The organism is Paenibacillus plantiphilus (genome assembly GCF_927798095.1).
Taxonomy (GTDB): Bacteria; Bacillota; Bacilli; order Paenibacillales; family Paenibacillaceae; genus Paenibacillus_Z; species Paenibacillus_Z plantiphilus.
In genome coordinates, this window is sequence record NZ_CAKMMF010000007.1 from 43,337 (window position 1) to 61,740 (window position 18,404).

General features: G+C 46.6%; 21 protein-coding genes. 15 read left to right on the plus strand and 6 right to left on the minus strand.

The window, feature by feature from the left end; all coding sequences use genetic code 11:
• The first annotated feature begins 1 nt into the window (after nucleotide 1).
• From L6H65_RS07890 to L6H65_RS07910, 5 genes are all read left to right on the plus strand, one after another.
• Nucleotides 2-316 (plus strand): DMT family transporter, encoded by a 315-nt coding sequence (locus L6H65_RS07890; protein WP_236339952.1) that lies wholly within the window; start codon nucleotides 2-4, stop codon nucleotides 314-316.
• Nucleotides 317-390: 74 nt separating this feature from the next.
• Nucleotides 391-909, plus strand: coding sequence for a spermidine/spermine N(1)-acetyltransferase (gene paiA / locus L6H65_RS07895; RefSeq protein ID WP_236339953.1), 519 nt, complete (start codon nucleotides 391-393; stop codon nucleotides 907-909).
• A 36-nt stretch (nucleotides 910-945) separates the two neighbouring features.
• Entirely contained in the window at nucleotides 946-1,557 is a 612-nt protein-coding gene (locus L6H65_RS07900) for an FMN-binding negative transcriptional regulator (RefSeq protein WP_236339954.1), read from the plus strand.
• A gap of 145 nt (nucleotides 1,558-1,702) precedes the next feature.
• The gene (locus tag L6H65_RS07905) at nucleotides 1,703-2,287 is read left to right on the plus strand and encodes a TetR/AcrR family transcriptional regulator (RefSeq protein WP_236339955.1); all 585 of its coding nucleotides are present in this window, start codon (nucleotides 1,703-1,705) and stop codon (nucleotides 2,285-2,287) included.
• Between the two features lie 85 nt (nucleotides 2,288-2,372).
• The gene (locus L6H65_RS07910; protein WP_236339956.1) at nucleotides 2,373-3,206 is read left to right on the plus strand and encodes an SDR family NAD(P)-dependent oxidoreductase; all 834 of its coding nucleotides are present in this window, start codon (nucleotides 2,373-2,375) and stop codon (nucleotides 3,204-3,206) included.
• A 116-nt stretch (nucleotides 3,207-3,322) separates the two neighbouring features.
• Here the strand turns inward: L6H65_RS07910 and L6H65_RS07915 are convergent, their stop codons facing one another.
• Entirely contained in the window at nucleotides 3,323-4,414 is a 1,092-nt protein-coding gene (locus L6H65_RS07915) for a GntR family transcriptional regulator (RefSeq protein WP_236339957.1), read from the minus strand.
• A gap of 271 nt (nucleotides 4,415-4,685) precedes the next feature.
• Between L6H65_RS07915 and L6H65_RS07920 the strand changes: the two genes are divergently transcribed.
• From L6H65_RS07920 to L6H65_RS07945, 6 genes are all read left to right on the plus strand, one after another.
• Nucleotides 4,686-6,302 (plus strand): xylulokinase, encoded by a 1,617-nt coding sequence (locus tag L6H65_RS07920; RefSeq protein WP_236339958.1) that lies wholly within the window; start codon nucleotides 4,686-4,688, stop codon nucleotides 6,300-6,302.
• A gap of 2 nt (nucleotides 6,303-6,304) precedes the next feature.
• Nucleotides 6,305-7,000: an L-ribulose-5-phosphate 4-epimerase gene (locus L6H65_RS07925; RefSeq protein WP_236339959.1), complete on the plus strand. Its 696-nt coding sequence runs from the start codon at nucleotides 6,305-6,307 to the stop codon at nucleotides 6,998-7,000.
• 42 nt (nucleotides 7,001-7,042) lie between these two features.
• Complete coding sequence (gene araA / locus L6H65_RS07930; protein ID WP_236339960.1) at nucleotides 7,043-8,467, plus strand: L-arabinose isomerase; 1,425 nt, start codon at nucleotides 7,043-7,045, stop codon at nucleotides 8,465-8,467.
• Nucleotides 8,468-8,646: 179 nt separating this feature from the next.
• Nucleotides 8,647-9,498 (plus strand): CPBP family glutamic-type intramembrane protease, encoded by an 852-nt coding sequence (locus L6H65_RS07935; RefSeq protein ID WP_236339961.1) that lies wholly within the window; start codon nucleotides 8,647-8,649, stop codon nucleotides 9,496-9,498.
• Between the two features lie 5 nt (nucleotides 9,499-9,503).
• A complete protein-coding gene (locus L6H65_RS07940) occupies nucleotides 9,504-10,268 on the plus strand; it encodes a MerR family transcriptional regulator (RefSeq protein WP_236339962.1) in 765 nt (254 codons plus the stop codon).
• 181 nt (nucleotides 10,269-10,449) lie between these two features.
• Complete coding sequence (locus L6H65_RS07945) at nucleotides 10,450-10,914, plus strand: VOC family protein (protein ID WP_236339963.1); 465 nt, start codon at nucleotides 10,450-10,452, stop codon at nucleotides 10,912-10,914.
• A gap of 14 nt (nucleotides 10,915-10,928) precedes the next feature.
• Here L6H65_RS07945 and L6H65_RS07950 read toward each other — a convergent pair whose 3' ends face one another.
• The 3 genes from L6H65_RS07950 to L6H65_RS07960 form a co-directional block, all read right to left on the minus strand.
• The gene (locus L6H65_RS07950) at nucleotides 10,929-11,168 is read right to left on the minus strand and encodes a hypothetical protein (RefSeq protein WP_236339964.1); all 240 of its coding nucleotides are present in this window, start codon (nucleotides 11,166-11,168) and stop codon (nucleotides 10,929-10,931) included.
• 344 nt (nucleotides 11,169-11,512) lie between these two features.
• Entirely contained in the window at nucleotides 11,513-12,640 is a 1,128-nt protein-coding gene (nspC, locus tag L6H65_RS07955; protein WP_236339965.1) for a carboxynorspermidine decarboxylase, read from the minus strand.
• Between the two features lies 1 nt (nucleotide 12,641).
• Entirely contained in the window at nucleotides 12,642-13,880 is a 1,239-nt protein-coding gene (locus L6H65_RS07960) for a saccharopine dehydrogenase family protein (RefSeq protein WP_236339966.1), read from the minus strand.
• A gap of 640 nt (nucleotides 13,881-14,520) precedes the next feature.
• Here L6H65_RS07960 and L6H65_RS07965 point away from each other — a divergent pair.
• Entirely contained in the window at nucleotides 14,521-15,342 is an 822-nt protein-coding gene (locus L6H65_RS07965) for a stalk domain-containing protein (RefSeq protein WP_236339967.1), read from the plus strand.
• A 131-nt stretch (nucleotides 15,343-15,473) separates the two neighbouring features.
• Here L6H65_RS07965 and L6H65_RS07970 read toward each other — a convergent pair whose 3' ends face one another.
• Together L6H65_RS07970 and L6H65_RS07975 are read right to left on the minus strand one after the other, a co-directional pair.
• On the minus strand, nucleotides 15,474-16,067 hold the full coding sequence (locus L6H65_RS07970; RefSeq protein ID WP_236340133.1) for a YdeI/OmpD-associated family protein: 594 nt from the start codon (nucleotides 16,065-16,067) through the stop codon (nucleotides 15,474-15,476).
• Between the two features lie 28 nt (nucleotides 16,068-16,095).
• Nucleotides 16,096-16,356 (minus strand): hypothetical protein, encoded by a 261-nt coding sequence (locus L6H65_RS07975; RefSeq protein WP_236339968.1) that lies wholly within the window; start codon nucleotides 16,354-16,356, stop codon nucleotides 16,096-16,098.
• 251 nt (nucleotides 16,357-16,607) lie between these two features.
• On the opposite strand from L6H65_RS07975, the gene L6H65_RS07980 reads away from it, so the two are divergent.
• The 3 genes from L6H65_RS07980 (at nucleotide 16,608) to L6H65_RS07990 (ending at nucleotide 18,262) form a co-directional block, all read left to right on the plus strand.
• The gene (locus L6H65_RS07980; protein WP_236339969.1) at nucleotides 16,608-16,871 is read left to right on the plus strand and encodes a DinB family protein; all 264 of its coding nucleotides are present in this window, start codon (nucleotides 16,608-16,610) and stop codon (nucleotides 16,869-16,871) included.
• Nucleotides 16,872-16,949: 78 nt separating this feature from the next.
• A complete protein-coding gene (locus L6H65_RS07985; RefSeq protein WP_236339970.1) occupies nucleotides 16,950-17,945 on the plus strand; it encodes a helix-turn-helix transcriptional regulator in 996 nt (331 codons plus the stop codon).
• On the plus strand, nucleotides 17,942-18,262 hold the full coding sequence (locus tag L6H65_RS07990; RefSeq protein ID WP_236339971.1) for a putative quinol monooxygenase: 321 nt from the start codon (nucleotides 17,942-17,944) through the stop codon (nucleotides 18,260-18,262). Before L6H65_RS07985 ends, L6H65_RS07990 begins: the two co-directional genes overlap by 4 nt.
• Nucleotides 18,263-18,404 lie beyond the last annotated feature (142 nt).

Here is an 18,404-nt window from a genome sequence, read left to right on the forward strand (position 1 = left end):
AATGGATTGGGTATATCTTATTTTAGCCGGTATATTTGAAATGTTCGGTGTTCTCATGATAAATAAGTTGAACAAAGACCGTAACGTTACATCATTTCTCTTATTATTTGCAGGATTCGGATTAAGCTTTGTATTCTTGTCACTGGCAATGAAAACTCTCCCGATGGGAACAGCATATGCAGTTTGGACAGGTATAGGTGCATCCGGTGGAGCAATTCTTGGAATGATCTTTTATGGGGAACCAAGAAATATGTTGAGAATTTTGTTTATTGCTATGGTGCTCGGATCTGCAGTGGGCTTGAAGCTAGTTAGCTAACGCAACAGTATTAAAGTTGAAACCGGCAAGACTCATTTACCTTGGTACTCATTTGTAAAAGGAGGACAAATAAAATGACTAAAAATATAAAAAAGTGCACATTTGAAGATCTAGGCTTACTCCAAGAAATTAGTATTGAAACCTTTAATGAGACATTTAAGCATAATAATTCACCTGAAAATATGAAAGCCTACTTGGAAAGAGCATTTAGCTTAAAACAATTAGAGGAAGAATTATTCAGTACTGCTTCGCAATTCTTTTTTGTTTATTATAATAGTGAAATTGCTGGATATTTAAAGGTGAACACCAGTGATGCTCAGTCTGAGGACATGGGTGAGGAGTCACTTGAAATCGAGAGAATTTATATCAAGAAACAATTTCAAAAGCACGGACTTGGTAAATATCTGCTCAATCAAGCTATGGAAATAGCTTTGGAACGCAATAAAAAGAAAATCTGGCTAGGCGTTTGGGAAAAAAACGAAAATGCGATTGCTTTTTATAAGAAAAAGGAATTTGTTCAAACAGGAGTTCACTCTTTTTATATGGGTGATGAAGAACAAATAGACTTTATAATGACCAAAACACTTATGTAACATTTCTCAGTAAGAGCAAACGAGGAGGAGAAACAGATGTATATCCCATCACATTTTCATATTGAAGAAATAAAAGTCGCGTACGACATTATCAAAGAACATAGCTTCGCAACACTGATTTCACAACAAGATGAAGTGCCCGTTGCCACTCATTTACCTTTAATTTTGGATAAGGAGAACCAATATTTATATGGGCATTTTGCACGTCCGAATCCTCAGTGGAAGGATATTAGCAATCAAGTTGTCTTAGCCATTTTTCATGGTCCGCATTGCTACATCTCTCCTTCATGGTATGAAACAAATAAAGCAGTACCAACATGGAATTATGTGACTGTTCATGTATACGGAGAAGTCGAACTTATTGATGATGGAAAGGAGTTAGTGGATTCCTTGCATGAAATGGTATTGAAGTATGAAAGCCCTGACAGTTCATATAGATTGCAAGATGTAGACGCTGACTTTATTGCTGGAATGAATAAAGGGATTCAAGGATTCAAAATAAGAATAAATAAGATTGAGGGGAAAGTGAAGCTAAGTCAAAACCATTCCATACAAAGGCAAGAGCTTGTCATTAAACAACTGGAACGGATTCAGAACGGGGACGAACCAAAGATCGCTTCTCTTATGCGAGCAAACCTGAAAAAATAACTTTAGGTCATTGACGAGGTACGTTGAGGATGGCGACTCTTAGAATTTGGATAATATGTGAACAGCGGTATATTTCATTGTAAATGAGCCTCCAATCCTTTATTCTGGGAATAGAACGATCGTTCAATAAGAAGGATGAAGCCCTATGAAGCGACACTACGATAGCGATCAAACGAGAAAGATCATCGCGGAGAAAGCGGCGCAACTTTTTTCGCAAAAAGGCTTTGCAGGAACGTCGGTTTCAAATATATCCAAGGAATCCGGTTTCAGTAAAGGTCATGTCTATTATCATTTTGAGAACAAGGAAAAGCTATTCATAAGTATAGCTCAGGATGCGATGCGGGTATGGGCTGAGAAATGGGACGCGCTTTCACCGAACTATGCGACGGCAGCAGCAAAATTATATGCAGTGGCGACGTTTGTGATGGATAATTATAGAACGCCGCTGCTCAAGGTCATGCAAGAATTGGTGACGAACCCGGCGACCGATCCGGTAACTGTTAAGCAATTGTATAACCTTGTGGAAACGCCTATGCAAGCCTACATGGCCATTTTCCAACATGGAATCAGTACCGGTGAATTTGCGATTGAGGATTTGCAGGCTACGACATTTCTCTTCGGAAATTGGTTGGGAGCGTTATGTTTACATTTGTTTACAATGGACTACGAAACGCTGCACCGTATGTTTCAACAAAGCGTGACGATCTTTCTTGGAGGAATTGTTAAATAGCACAAATTTTAATTTGATCAGATTAGAACGATCGTACTAATTATTCTAATTGTACAACATAACAATCGATAGGGACGTGTATATCATGGGAACTTCGTGCCAGGTAGCGATAGTAACGGGCGGCGCTTCGGGGATTGGCAGAGCGATTTGCAGCCAGTTGGCGGGCAAGCATGTATTTGTCGTAGTTGCTGATATCGATGAATCGGGCGGTAAACAGACGGTTAGCAATATTGAAGAAAACGGTGGCAGAGCGCAATTTGTCAGATTGGATGTTACGCATGCCGCTCAGGTAGACGCTGTGGTCAACAGTGTATATAAAGAACATGGCCGATTGGACTATATGTTTAACAATGCGGGGATCGCGATGTATGGCGAGCTATACGATATGTCGATAGAGCATTGGGAGAGAATCGTCAACATCAATCTTTGGGGTGTCATCCACGGCACTCAGGCGGCTTATCCGTTAATGAAAAAGCAAGGTTTCGGTTCTATTGCCAATACGGCATCTGTAGCAGGGCTGGGCCCATCGCCTACGGCGGCAGCTTACGCGACAACCAAACACGCCATTGTCGGGTTAACGACCTCTCTCCATTACGAAGCGGAAGCGTTCGGAGTCAAGGTAAGCGCGCTATGCCCTACGTTCGTGAATACGCCGATCTTCTCCAACGGCGAAGGGATTAACATGGACAAAGAGATGATATCCGCACAATTGCAGCAGAAGAAAATGATGAGCCCCGAGCAGTTTGCGCGCATTGCGTTAAAGGGGCTTGAGCGAAATCAAACGATTGTGTGTCCGATGCCGCTGCGGCGGACAATGGATATTTTCTTTATCCTGTTCCCTGCCGTTCACCGGAAGCTGATAAGGTACTTCTGCAATGTAGCACGCAAAGCGAACGTAAGCCACGCTAAGCAAACTTAAATAGAAGTGGCGGCTTTATGACGGAGAGTCAGCAAACCAAATGCTATAAAGTCGCCAGAAAGTAGTTGGAGGAGAGGCTGCAATAGCCTCTCCTTCGCTGCTTAGTTTACCCTATACTATTCCGCTTCGAGCGCTTTAACTGTTTCACCCTCGATTAATACGGGCTGATAGTAGGTGTGGGTGGGCAAGTCTTTTTTGCCTTGTAAATTTTTAATGACCCAGTCCGCTGCGTCGCGTCCCATTTGCTCTTGGGGGTGCGTTAGCGTCGTTAGTCTGATATTCGCGTTTTTGGCGATATGTGAATTGTCCTGACCAATGATGGATAGCTCGTCTGGAATGGAAATCCCCAGCTTTCTGCACACATGTACGATTTCCAAGCCTACCTCGTCGTTGTAGCACACAAGCGCAGTCAATTCATCCCGATTGTCGTTCAGATACACTTCCAGGTTAGTGGACAGGTCCGGCTTGGTCGATGTATCGAAAGAAAGCACATGCTCTTGCTGGAACCGTAATTTGGCTTCCCCCAGAGCCTTGATAAACCCCTTCATTCTATACTTCCCTTGCAAATCATCCATCTTCGCAATGATGCCGATCTGGGTATGTCCTTTGGCAATCAGCTCACGGGTGGCAATATAGCTGGACTGCACGTCATCCAGACAGAAGAAAGGAACCTCCAACTCTTCATAATAGGCATTGATCATCACGAACGGAACCTCCTGCTCCTTAAAAGACAGGTAGTACGCGATATTGGGGTTATATTCATTGCTTCTGGTAGGCTCTATAATCAGTCCATCCACACCGTAGGACAGCATCATTTCCAACGCCTTTTTTTCCTGGGAGATATCATTATTTGTACTGGCTAACAGCAAGGAATAGTTATCTTCATTTAATCGGCTTTCAATGCCGCGGATGATGGAAGGAAAGATGTAATCCGAGATATAGGTTGTGATGACGCCGATCGTTTTATTCATCGTCTTTGCACCCGACTTGGACCGATAGTGGCTGCTGACATACGTGCCGGAACCCCGCTCGCTGCGCAGGAACCCCTCATTTGATAACTCCAGAATAGCCTTTCGAACCGTCTGTCGGCTAACGTTATAGCTTTCCTGCAGAACGTACTCCGAAGGGATTTTCTCGCCTGCTTTGTACGTTCCAGAGAGGATATGGCTTTTGATATCTTCAATAATGAGCTGGTACTTTGGCTTCATGCAATCCACTTCTTTCATCGTTGTTCGATAAAGTTGTACGTACACATTTTAGCATGATTTGCATGAAATGCAAACATAATGACATCGCTCGTGATCTGAAAGATACAAGTTGCACACTTGTTATCTGGAAAATAAAATGCACAGTCAAACAAAGACAGCATAGCTAAATATGTAAGTATAACTATTAATACATATTGACAAATGTACGTACAAAAAAATATACTAAGGCTGTCAGTAAGAGATCGCGAATGGAGAGGGGATATATGTGATCATGGATCATGTAGACTTGAAAGAAGCGATAACCAAGGGAGAAACTTCGCTGGGTATCGAATTCGGATCTACGCGGATTAAAGCGGTGTTGATCGATCGTCGTTTCGAGACCATCGCATCGGGAAGCTTTGAGTGGGAGAATCTGTTGAGGGACGGAAGTTGGACGTACAACCAGGAGGATATTATTACAGGTCTTCAAACCGCTTATCGTGAAATGAAGCAAGAGGTGGAACGGAATTACGGAGTCACCCTCCGGACTGTCGGTTCGATTGGATTCTCCGGTATGATGCACGGCTATCTGGCATTCGACAGTACGGGCGACCTGCTAGTTCCGTTTCGGACATGGCGCAATGCAACGACCGGCGCGGCAGCAAGGGAACTAACAGACCTATTCCAATTTAATATTCCCGAGCGCTGGAGTATCGCCCATTTGTACCAAGCGATATTAAACGAAGAGGAGCATGTGCCTCGCATTGATTTCGTAACGACGCTGGCTGGATATATCCACTGGCTGCTGACCGGCAATAAAGTGATCGGCATCGGAGATGCTTCCGGCATCTTCCCTATAGATGAATCAACCCATAATTATCATCCAACGATGATCAAGCAATTCGATGCATTGATCGCGGCCAAAGGCTATCCGTGGAAGCTGGAGGAGCTTCTTCCCGAAGTGTATCTCTCCGGCGAGCAGGCTGGCGAGCTAACGGCGGCGGGAGCCGCCATTCTGGACCCGGCCGGGAATCTGCAGTGCGGCATTCCGCTATGTCCTCCGGAAGGCGATGCCGGCACAGGCATGGTTGCGACGAATAGCGTTAGGAAGCGAACGGGGAACATCTCCGTGGGCACTTCAATTTTTGCAATGATTGTATTGGAGAGAGAATTATCCAGCGTTTATCCGGAGATCGATATGGTCACGACGCCGGACGGCAGTCCGGTCGGCATGGTGCATGCCAACAACTGCTCCAGTGATCTGAACGCCTGGATAGGATTGTTCCGGGAATTCTCTGAAGCGATGGGATTCCATGTGGATTCCGGCAAATTGTTCAGCGTGCTGTTGAATAAGTCGTTGGAGGCAGACCCGGATGGCGGCGGTTTGCTTAGCTACGGCTATCTATCGGGCGAGAATATTACGGGAATCGACAAAGGCAGGCCGTTGTTCGTTCGCTCGCCTGAAAGCAGCTTTAATCTGGCTAATTTCATGCGTACTCACTTGTTCACTGCATTCGGAGCATTGAAGCTGGGCATGGACATTTTGACCGAAAATGAACAGGTGACGATTGACAGCATCTTGGCTCATGGCGGCCTCTTCAAAACCCCTGTCGTCGGACAACGGGCTTTAGCCGCTGCGCTGAATGTACCGATCTCGGTCATGTCGACGGCCGGCGAAGGCGGGGCATGGGGCATGGCGCTTCTGGCCTCATACATGACCAACAAGGATCAAGGGGAGAGCCTGGAGGACTTCCTAGAGCATAAAGTATTCAAGGATGCCGAAGGACAGGAGATTGCTCCAGATGCTGCGGATGTCCAAGGGTTCCAAGCATTCATCAAACGATACCAAGCAGGGCTTGCCATCGAACAGGCCGCTGTAGACCATCTGCTAGAGACCGGGAGGGACTAACATTGTTAGAACAACTGAAAGAAGAGGTGTGCCAAGCGAATCTGGATTTGCCGAAGCACGGACTCGTGAAATTCACTTGGGGCAATGCGAGCGCCGTCGATCGGGAAAGCGGCCTGTTCGTGATTAAGCCGAGCGGAGTCAGCTATGAGAAGATGAAACCGAGCGACATGGTCGTTGTCGATCTCGACGGCAAGGTGGTCGAGGGAGAGATGAGACCTTCCTCCGATACCGCGACTCACGCTGTGTTGTACAAGCATTATCCGCAAATCGGCGGCATCGTGCATACTCACTCGACCTGGGCAACCATCTGGGCGCAGGCGGGACTGGATGTACCCGTCATGGGAACGACGCATGCGGACACCTTCTATGGCTCCGTGCCTTGCGCACGGTTCTTGAATCAAGAGGAGGTTGACCGCGGTTACGAAGCAGAGACGGGTCACGTTATTATCGAAACGCTGGAGAAGCGTGGATTGGATGTCATGGCGATCCCGGCCATTCTGCTCCAGGGACATGCGCCGTTCACTTGGGGGAAAGACGTGAAGTCGGCGGTCGAGAACAGCGTCGTGCTAGAGGAAGTGTGCAAAACGAATCTGTACGCGCGGCAATTGAACCATTTTGCCAAAGAGCTGCCTCAGGGCATTCTGGATAAGCACTATCTTCGAAAGCATGGAAAAGATGCCTACTATGGGCAAAAGTAATTGCCTCAGCCCTATAAAAATACAGCAAAGAGGATGATCAAGATGTCAACAACTGCAGCTAAACAGTTTTGGTTCGTCGTAGGTTCGCAGCATCTGTACGGGGAAGAAGCGCTGGCTGAGGTAAAGGCTCACGCGCAGACGATGACGGATGCCTTGAATACTAGCGGCGTGCTCCCTTACCCGCTTGTCTTGCAGGACTTGGCTGTCAGCGCGGATAAAATTACAAGCATTATGAAAGAGGTCAACTATCGCGACGAAGTGGCGGGTGTCATCACATGGATGCATACGTTCTCGCCTGCAAAAATGTGGATTCGCGGTACGAAATTGCTGCAGAAGCCTCTGCTCCACTTGGCGACCCAGTTCAATGAAAGCATTCCGTGGGCAACGATCGACATGGACTTCATGAACCTGAATCAGGCTGCTCACGGCGATCGCGAATACGGCTTCATCAATGCCCGTCTGAAGAAACAAAATAAAATCGTCGCAGGCTACTGGGAACGTCCGGACGTGCAGCAGCAGATTGCGGATTGGATGGACGTAGCGGTTGCCTATAACGAAAGCTTCAACATCAAAGTGGCTCGTTTCGGCGACAACATGCGCAACGTTGGCGTAACGGAAGGGGACAAGGTCGAGGCCCAAATTCAGTTCGGATGGACCGTGGACTATTACGGCATCGGCGACCTCGTGCAATACGTGAATGCTGTTGCAGAGCAAGAAATCGATGATCTGATGGGCCAGTATGCGGAGCTCTACGAATTCGATTACGGTACGAACAGCAAAGAAGCCTGGGAAGCCAGCGTCAGAGTTCAAGCAAGCTATGAGATCGCCCTCAAACGTTTCTTCGATGAGAGGGGTTATAATGCTTTCACGACGAACTTCGAGGATTTGCATGGAATGAAGCAGCTCCCTGGTCTTGCCGTCCAACGTCTGATGGCGCAGGGCTACGGCTTTGCCGGCGAGGGCGACTGGAAGACGGCCGCGCTTGATCGTTTGCTGAAAGTGATGAGCCGCAATCAAAACACGGGCTTCATGGAGGATTACACCTACGAGATGGCGGCCGGTCAGGAAGCGATCCTGCAGTCCCATATGCTAGAGGTAGATCCGTCCTTGGCAAGCAATAAGCCCAAAATCATTGTTTCCCCGCTCGGAATCGGCGATCGCGAAGATCCGGCGCGTCTGGTGTTCGACGGCAAAGCCGGTGAAGGCGTCGTCGTATCCATGGCTGACTTCGGCACGCATTATAAATTGCTGATCAATGAGGTTTCCGCATTCGAGCCGACGGTTCCGGCTCCTAACCTTCCTGTCGCTCGCGTCCTGTGGACGGTGAAGCCGAACTTCCAGGATGGAGTGAAGGCTTGGATCGAGAATGGCGGCGGCCATCATACCGTCGTTTCCTTGAACCTAACGACAGACCAAATCGTGACCTACGCCAAGCTGGTTAACTTGGAATACGTCGTCATCAGATAATCCATAATTAAGTTGAAAAAAAGGCGGACTCGGGAGCATTGCGACGAGTTCGCTTTTTTGTTGAGATAGAAATGCTGTATGCACATCTGTCGCCCGAGATGCACGAAGAATCTCTCGTCCATGACTTGACCCTGACGTATACTGGAGGGTCTATAATCAGAGGGGAGGAGGGATTGTAGATGAAGGACGTGCAATTTAGTAAAGGGCTAACCGTCGTATTTCTAGGCTGGGTGTCCATGGTCATTGGCCTTTTTACGGCGACCTTGATAGGACAACAGGTCGAGCAAGCAGGCGGCCCAATTTGGGCTTCAGCAATAACCCGGGGCGTAGTTGTCTCATCAATAGTTGTTCTTGTGGTATTCTGGATACGAAGACGTTACCGCATTCAACTTAGGCAGATACTGCCATTGTCCAGAGTCGGCCTGCTCCATTTGTTGGGTGGCGCGGTGCTTCCTTTATTGTTAGTAGTCTGCGGTTTTATTATAGCCAGTCAATTGGGCTGGATTGACATTGTGGAGTGGCATCTATCCTTTGAGCTATTTTCCAGCATCCTTTTTAATATATGTTTCGCTTTTTTATACGAAGCGCTGCCTGAGGAATTGACTATGCGCGGCTTGGTCTATAGTGGCTTGCGGGCGAAATTCTCTGCTTTCTTGGCTTTTGTTGGGCAAATCCTTCTGTTCGTGCTGGTGCCTGTCACGGTAAATTTCCTGCAACAGCTTGTAGGTATGGAGCCCGGAGTTGACATCAATGCAGACTATGTTGTTCTGCTGCTGGCCTTCGGAACGGTACTGCAGCTGTTGCGCTTTACAGGTTCTCTTTGGGCATCTATAGGATTTCATCTTAGTTACTTGGAGATATCAAGATTTGTGGTTGCGCAGAACGATCTGCGTTTGTTGACGTATTCTGAGCTGCATGAGGGTACGGGTAACCTTTTTATATTATTTACGATGGTGATATTGGGCGGAATCTTCACCGTAGGAGCCCTCTACCTCTGGCAGAGGGCTGGTCGGAAGATAGCCGAGCCGTGAAAAGGATGGATGTTAAGTTGTATACCGTCGGACAGTTATCGAACCTGACGAAAGTATCAATTCGCACATTGCATTATTATGAGAAGCTTGGGCTGCTTAATCCGATTCGGGACGAGAATAACCAATATAGGCTGTACGGTGATCGGGATATTTTGAGACTTCAACAAATCGCAATTCTAAAAAAAATGAAATTTAAGCTGAGCGAGATCGCGGTGATTCTTGATCAGAATGAAACTTTGGTTGATGAATCCTCTCATCATGCTGTGTCGGCATGGACGCAATCGTTGGAAGGACAACTCTCAATTGTAAGAAAGCAACAGGAAGATCTGAGAAAGGTAGAACAGCTGCTGTTCTCTACCCTCTATTCTATACGGGTTACCGGTCAGGTTAATCTCGAAGAGATGCTGCACTTTATTAAAGAACTGGATCAACCTAAGGACCGTTCCAGGGGTGCCCTTCTAAGAGAAGTTTTTTCACCGGAAGAGTTGGAGGTTATGCCGATAAACAAAACGGGGCCTGTCGAAATGGAGTGGGCGGACATCCTTAGAGAAATCCACAATCACATTCATGAAGCTCCGGATTCCAATGCCTCTCAAAAGCTGGCTAAGCGAATTACCGAGTATGCTTTATTGTTATTTAACGGCGATGAACAACTTGCTGAGAAGTATTGGGAATACATTGTTCCAGAGGATGGACAGTCGCCCCGAGTGTACGGGATGACCTCGGAAGTGATGCGGTATATTGAAAAAATATTGGAGCGATGGGGCTAGACGAGACGATCCCGCGCGCAAAGCTCACGGAGATGCGATTGACGGGAGGAGGATTCGGTGCAAGATCAAACCAACGGATTCAGGCATAAAAAATAAATGGCGACAAAGCTATAATAGGTGACAGCCTAGCTGTCACCTATTATAGCTTATACTTCATGTATAACAATAAGGAGGTTTTTTCATGTCCGTTATTGCATATTTAAACTTTGATGGGAATACAGAGCAGGTCATTGCGTTTTATTCAGAAGCACTGAATTCAAGTAAAGTAAAGCAAGTCAAGTTCAAGGATTTTCCACAAGATCCAAACTACCCTTTGCCCGAAAATGAGTTGAATATGATTATGGAGTCATCGTTAGAATTCGCCGGTGGAAAAATAATGATGTCGGATATTCTGCCTTCGATGAAGAAGGTAACAGGCGAGTTGGTTCAAGGCAACAATATGCTGATTAGTATCGTTATTGAAGATAAACAGACAATGGAAAATTACTTTTCTAATTTGTCTGTAGGCGGTTATGTTATCATGCCTTTATCGGAAATGCCTTGGTCTTCCTGCTTCGGAATGTTGGTTGATAAACTTGGTGTCGGTTGGAAATTTAATCGCGACGCTGATAAGTTTCTTGATAGCGTTATTTCCAACAAACAATAATTTTCGCGTGCAGATTATCCTACACCATCGCTTTCTAACAAGGAGTAGAAATTATCACGGTCTTCGTTATCGAATTTGCCAACTGTCCGTACTCTAACAAATTCATGTCCGCCATACATGTCTATTTCCTCGCCGTGTCTATTGAAGAGCGCGATCATATTGCCATCCTGATTCAACTCCATGTACCCGTAACATTGTGCTTCAATCGCTTCACCGTAAAAGAGTGTAAATCTGATTTTGATTACTCTGTGCATGCAGACCCTCCTTTTCTGTCTTTCGTAAAAATTTTACGTGAAACCGGATGAATTGGAAAAAGCGATAACGCTCTTTATTCTCGGACATTCATTCCGATTTCGAAAGAATTAGGGGGCTTCCCCGCTTTGCCGCTCATTCGCACATTATCTCTTGACGAGATGGGATTTCGGGAGTATGATAACGTGCCGGTTAACTCAACAAGCTAAATCATTAAAAAGGCCGGCTTTCGAAGTGTCTCGCCCGTCCCGATAGGACGGTTAATTACGGGGAATTGGGAAAGCGACAACGGTAATTGAAAAAGCCTTAACCCTTCGTGAAGCAGGGTTAAGGCTCTATTCATTCATTAAGCTAGTCTCATCTTAAAATCCTGATAGCCGAACTCGCGAACGACGCGGCAATTGCCGTCTTTGTCCTGCACGGCGATGGCCGGCAGCGGCATGCCGTTGAAGGTGTTGGTCTTGACCATGGAGTAGATCGCCATATCCCCAAACACTAATCGGTCGCCGTTCTTCAAGGGCTGATCAAAGGAATAGTCGCCGATTACATCGCCCGTAAGGCAGGTTGGACCGCCAAGCCGATAGGTGTATGGCTTCTCACCGGCTTCGCCCGAACCGAAGAGCGGCGGACGATACGGCATTTCCAGAACATCCGGCATATGACATGTCGCCGACGTGTCAACGATAGCAATCTCGATGCCGTTCCTATGGATATCCAGTACGGAGGTGACCATATAGCCCGCATTGAGCGCGATGGCTTCTCCGGGTTCAAGATAGACTTCCAAGCCATAGTTATGCTGCATGCGTTGAATGCAAGCTTCGAGTCTCGGAATATCATAGTCATCTCTTGTAATATGGTGACCGCCGCCAAAGTTGATCCATTCCATTTGAGCCAGCCATGGCCCGAACTTGTCTTCGACCGCATTCAGCGTTGTCTCCAGATCGTCCGAGTTCTGCTGACACAGGGTATGGAAGTGCAGTCCCGAGACGCCTTCAAGCAGTTCCGGACGGAACTCGTCGCGTCTCACGCCGAATCGTGATCCCGTTGAACATGGATCATAGATTTCATGTCCCTCTTGTGTCGAGCATTCCGGATTGATGCGCAGCCCCACTTTTCTACCGGCTGCAAGAGCTTTAGCTTTATACTTCTCCAGCTGGGAGAAGGAGTTGAATATAATATGATCGCAAATAGATATAATATCGTCGATTTCATCCTCACGATAGGCAGGGGCAAAGACGTGGTTTTCTTTGCCCATTTCCTCATAACCCAACCGTGCTTCGAATAAACCGCTCGCGGTAGTGCCGCTTAAGTATTGTCCAATAAGAGGATACATGGCAGTCATGGAAAAAGCTTTTTGTGCCAGCACGATCTTGGCTCCGGTACGCTGCATGATGCCGCTTAGGATGTTCAGGTTCTTCTCGATAAGTGCTTCATCGACTACAAAGCAGGGCGTCGGCAATTCCTCGAACCGCATATTAGCGAACGAGCTCCGGCTTCCTAGCTTCCTCTGGCAAAGCGTCAACAAGCACCGGATTAAAGTTCTCTACCCATGGAAGTCCCCATTTGTTCAGCTCTTCCATGAATGGATCCGGATCGAACTCCTCGATATTGAATACGCCCGGTTTATTCCATTTGCCGGTCAAGACCATGGCCGCGCCGATCATGGCAGGAACGCCTGTCGTATAAGAGATAGCCTGGGAGCCCACTTCCCTATAGCACTCTTGGTGGTCACAAATATTGTAGACATAGTAAGTCTTGTCTTGTCCGTCTTTTTTTCCTTTGAAGATACAGCCAATGTTTGTCTTGCCCACCGTGCGAGGTCCAAGGGATGCCGGGTCCGGGAGCATGGCCTTCAGAAATTGAAGCGGAATGATTTGTTTTCCTTCATATTCGATCGGTTCGATGGAAGTCATTCCTACATTCTCAAGAGCCTTCAGGTGCATGAGATAGCTTGGGCCGAAGGTCATGAAGAAGCGAATACGCTTCAGTCCAGGCATATTTTGCGCAAGGGACTCCAGCTCCTCATGGTACAGCAGGTACATGTCCTTTTCGCCAACTTCAGCAAAGTTATACACACGCTTGATTTCCATCGGCTTCGTTTCGATCCATTCCCCGTTCTCCCAGTAGCGTCCGTTGGCAGACACTTCACGGATGTTGATCTCAGGGTTGAAGTTGGTTGCGAAAGGATAGCCGTGATCGCCGCCGTTGCAATCCAGAATGTCGATATATTCAATTTCATCAAAATAATGCTTCAGCGCATAAGCGGAAAATACGCCGGTTACGCCCGGATCGAATCCACTGCCCAGAAGAGCCGTGATCCCAGCTTTCTCAAAGCGCTCGCGGTATTCCCACTGCCAGCTATATTCGAATTTGGCCGTATCTTCCGGCTCGTAATTTGCTGTATCCATATAGTGCGTTTTTGTGGCCAGGCAAGCATCCATGATTGTCAAATCCTGGTAAGGCAAAGCCAGGTTCATAACGATATCCGGCTTGACTTCGTTAATAAGAGCGATTAGCTCATCGACATTATCAGCATCGACCTGTGCTGTCGTAATTTTGGTTTTGCCACCGTCCAATTTCGCTTTAAGTTCGTCGCATTTGGATTTTGTACGGCTCGCGATGCAGATTTCTTCGAAAACTTCGCTGTTTTGAACACATTTATGAATGGCTACTGATGCTACGCCGCCGGCGCCAATGACAAGAGCTTTTCCCATTATTTGTTCTCCTAACCAAAATTTATTTTTTTAGTGTAAAAAAGCAACAAAAAAAGCAAGCGAAACACGCATCATGGCGCATCACACTTGCTTGATATGATCAAATATTAAAACATTCCCAATAAGCATGACCAGACAACATCGTCAGTCAGCCATAAAACGCAATCGCTTCATGGAAAGGCTCTTCATATTCAAATCTATCATGTTAGGATCAGAGTCTATATAGCAAATAATTACTTTTACCACTCTTATTGACCGTTTCACAAGTTGTGTGCTGATGCACTGGTTGTAAAGTAACCAACTTATAAAATTTGAGCTTTTAACTCAATCAATAAGGCAACGAAAGTTGCCAATCGGCATTTGACCCGGCTGTCCGTATGGCCTTAACTCCTTGATGGAAGTGGTCAAAGATTATCTGCTTGGAAAGATCCTACATGTATTGAATATTAGCTTTCCAAAATGAATACCACTTCATAATAGCAGGATAGCGATTATCGGGCAAGAAAAATATTTTTAATAATTGCATATTTTTTCGTGGCGTTGAAACCTCCAGAAAGGACTGCAGAAAGCTATGAAACATTCGTTTCACCTAGAGCGTCTATATTGGAAGAAATGATCAGGTTAAACCTAAGGAGATAATATGATGAATGTCAAAAGAAAATGGAGAGGGTTTATTCCAGTTTTAGGATTGTGTGCAATCTTTGCTGGGACGGCAGTTGCAAGCGATTCAGTTGGCTTGTTTATTAATGGGAAATCGGTCAGCCTTAATAATGAGATTAAACTAGACAACGGGAAAGTAGTTGCACCTGTCCGGGATTTGGCGGAGGCGATGGGAGGCCGCGTAACATGGGATCATAAAACCCATTCGGTAAACATTCAAACAGGAGCCACAAAGGATGAAGTTGCGGATTGGATACGGGAGCAAGGTAAGAAAAAGGATTACTATTTCGGAGGTTTATTCGTAGAGGAAGCGAATCTCGACCGGGATCCTGAACCAGAGGTGCTTGCACGAACTGATGGAGGTGTTCACCTTGGAGATTTCTTCATCTTTGACAAGCAGTCCAACGGTTCATATAAACTAATCTTTGAGCAACCGTGGCATGTCGAATCTTGGGGTGCCGCGCACTTCCGTGCGGATGGAATGAATCCTTTGTATAACATTGTTACCCGGACAGGTGGAACAGGTCTTGATGTTCGCGAGGCTCATCTTATGTACATGAGTGATACAGGAGAATGGACGGAGGCTTGGAAAGGCACGCTCAAGGAACGATCTGTATTTCAAGATAACTATCATCTTACTATGGGCAGCTATCAGTTCAATGACGATAACGGAGAACTATACTACTGGCAGACTGAGCTGAACGCCGCTTTAGAGAACAACGAGCTAGTGGATGATGGTGATTCCCGAACCACGATGAAAGTTTTTGAGCTCAAACAGGGGCGGTTTATGGAGAAGAAATGAGCATTAGCGAAAGCTGGAGGACATCCTGACCGCAGGATGTCCTTTTTTCAAAGCTTGCTGTTGCAGACATCTTGTTGGAAAAGTTGGGGGAACCGGGATCCGCGAAATATGAACGAATCCAATTTCTTGAACTAATCATTTAATCCCTTTCCGTCCAGAATTTGACGGATATACTTTTCAATCCTTGACTCCCGAGTTTTGGATTGTTTGGGTTCCGAAAAATAATGAAGGTAAGCTCTTTGCCGTCCCGGCGTCAATGCTTCAAAGGCGGTTTTCAAGGCAGGAATTTCATTGAGTTTAATTTGAAATTCTTCAGGAATTATGAATGCTGTCGTCTTCTTATAATTCACTTCCAGCCCGGCTTTTTCAACTTCAATGGCTTCATAAATATAGGCCTTCAAGGTGGCGTCCATTTCAACTATTTCTTGAACATTGGTGAACCGAATCTGGCGCGCCGCCTGTACATTCTCCGTTTGTTGGATTAGAATCCCATGGGGATCCTTTAACAAGGCGCCTTTGTGAAACAGAAGCGCACAATATTCTTTAAATCCATGTATTAAAACGATGTTTTTGGACTCAAACGTGTAACAAGGATGCATCCATTTAACTTCCTCGGTTAGCTCGCAGTCAAGGACGATATCTCGCAATGTCTCAAATTCTGCCTTCCACCTTTTAGCTTTGTTTAAAAATCCATCGACCTTAGGATTCATTCTGCTAGTTGTCATCAAGGAATGCCCCTCTTCAATAGCGTAGTTAGTCTTCATTCTTTCTGTCCTCATGTGAGGCCCTTTTGTTCTGTCTGTAACGCATAATGGCAATAGGTAAGTTCCCAACTCCAAGAAGAAAACAAATTATAATTGGCAGCAATTGAGGCAGCGTAGGGTAATTTGGTTTTCCATCTCCTACAGGCCCTACTTTAGGTTGATGAATATCCCAATAACCATACACTAGCACAACGATCGGTACTAAAATACATAAGGCACTTACAACGATATGGACTACAAACTTGTTCAAGATCCCCCTCCTCAATGGAACATAGTGGATCCTAAATAGTTCTACATGGAGCAGCGCGTTTCCTTTGTTTGGAAGCCGCGTTATGCTGCCCGTTACGCAACGCGGCGTTCACCGCGTAGCTGAGTATACACTTGTGTAGTTGAAGTCTATCTTGCCTACCCACTTCAAAATTTGTTTTGCCAGGGATAAATCACTGACCGTAGCTGTCAGTGATTTATTTGTATACTTGTAGTGCTTAAGCCAATAATGAAATGGGGGAGCGGGATCGGCGGATAAGCAGGGATTTGCTGCATGCGGTTCGAACGCAGTGGAATGACGAAACTTTGCGCGAATCGGTTACGATTCAGAAGGAAGCTTGGCTGAACGGAAGTTCCCTTCGTTATGTGATCATGCACCAATCTCATCATCGCGGACAGATGACTGTTCTCATGCGCCAGGCCGGTCTTCGATTGCCTAATGTCTGCGGCCCGACTTACGATACTTGGATCGAGAAGGGGATTGCTCCTTTAGTTTGAATCCCTTTACAATGGAGCTATTGAAAGTGGCAGGTTAAATGCGTTTTCAAAAAAACGGCTTAGGGAGTGAAGAACGGCATGTCCAAAGCGGATAATATGCTGTCCATTCTATGGCTGCTTCGTTCGGGGAAGCGTGTGACGGCGCAACAGCTTGCGGACGAACTGGAGATTCATGTTCGCACTGTATACCGATGCATGGATTCCCTGTGCGCGAGCGGGGCTCCGATTATTGCTGATTCCGGCCCTAACGGTGGCTACCGGCTGCTCGGCGAGTTTATCGATTCCCCGCTGCTCTTCGATTCCGAAGAGCAGATGGCGCTCGTGCATGCGGCCGTATTCGCCCGAGAAGCGGGCTATCCGTTCACGGATGCGCTTGAGCGAGCGGTCGATAAGCTGAAGCGGTACACCAATGAAGAGCAGCTCGAATGGATAAACAGACATAGCAGCGGGCTTGCCGTCATCCAGACACCCGCAGACGCGCGCGAGCTTGAGTTGCTTAAACGCTTAGAGGAGGCTGCAGCCCGAGGAGAGTCGCTGAACATGGACTATGCCAAAGGATCGGAATTAGCTGCTAGCAATCGAGTCCTTGATCCCTACGGCATCGTGCATTGGAAAGGGATGTGGTACGTTGTCGGATTTTGCCGTTTGCGGCAAGAGATTCGAAGCTTCCGCGTGGATCGCATCGTCCATTTGGAAGCGGCGGATACCCGCTTCGAACGCCCCTCTGCATTTTCCACGAGGGATTTCCTCTTGCGCTCTTTACTCCCGAGTTCGCTCGACACCAAGATGCAAGTCGTCGTAAGGCTCCAGGGACACGAGCACGCGCTTAACGAACTATGCAAGCATTGGCTATTTGGACATGCGCTAATCGAACGAAAGCAGCCCGGCGAAGCTCTCTTTCAGCTAGAGGAGCTGTCGTTAATGACATACGTGCCTTACTTTCTTCTTCCATATGGGAGGTCTCTTGATATACTTGAGCCGCAAATGTTGATCGATAGAATGGCGGAGGTCAGCCTGGAAATGTTTAAGCACTACGGAGCGATGCAAATAAAAATGGGTGATAAGAGAGGATGAATAATGAGATGAACAAGTTTGCCATGTTCGGTAAATTGACGGCTCACTCTGGGAAACGTGAGGAACTCGTTTCATTAATGCTGGAGGCTTCTCGGAGCCTGAATGATATGGAGGGCTGCGAGCTCTATATTATCAATGAATCCGTAGATGATCCTGATGTGATCTGGGTCACCGAGCTATGGCACGATGCCCAAGCTCATGCCGACTCTCTCAAGAACGAACAAGTGCTGTCCGTCATTCAGCAAGCGAAGCCTTTAATCGCAGGCGTCGAGCCGATTCGAATACGCCCGGTGGGCGGTAAGGGATTGGGCGTATAACGTTTCCACAACCCACTTAATCATGAAAAAACCTTCCATTTGAAGCATTCATTCTATTTTGCTTCAAATGGAAGGTTTTCAATTTGTTTGAATTAAAATTCTGCTATACGTTTAGTATGTGGAGGCTGTTTTTGTATCGAAT